Origin of the sequence: Xenorhabdus bovienii, from assembly GCF_024721015.1 — a bacterium.
In the GTDB taxonomy this organism is placed as follows: domain Bacteria; phylum Pseudomonadota; class Gammaproteobacteria; order Enterobacterales; family Enterobacteriaceae; genus Xenorhabdus; species Xenorhabdus bovienii.
The window spans coordinates 1-340 of sequence record NZ_JANAIF010000368.1; the positions used below are offsets into that span (position 1 = coordinate 1).

The following is a 340-nucleotide window of genomic DNA, read 5'->3' on the forward strand; positions in this document are numbered from 1 at the left end:
CCAGATCATTACGCTCTGCCTTTGGCTTATCAATCAGCCCCAGATAATCAACCATGATGAGAGATAATGCCGGGTGTACTTTCTTGTGACGCCGTGAAATTGAAGCAATCTGCTCCACCGTCAATTTACTGGCATCAATGATCCATACATCCAGATTTTGTAATCGCCCCAAGCCAACAGTAACCCAATCCCAACCTTCATCATCCAGTCGGGCAGGATTTCGTAAAACTGATACTGGCAGGTTAGCGGCTCCAGCCAACTGGCGTTCGATAATCTGCTGGGAATCCATTTCCATTGAGAAGATCAGTACGCCGCGTTTCTGTTTGGTTCCTGTGATTGT

At 47.1% G+C, this 340-nt stretch carries 1 protein-coding gene; it reads right to left on the reverse strand.

What is annotated here, in order from left to right; translation table 11 throughout:
• Nucleotides 1–340 (reverse strand): DnaB-like helicase C-terminal domain-containing protein (locus tag NXS07_RS21035; protein WP_258087636.1); only part of this gene is annotated, 340 nt, incomplete at both ends.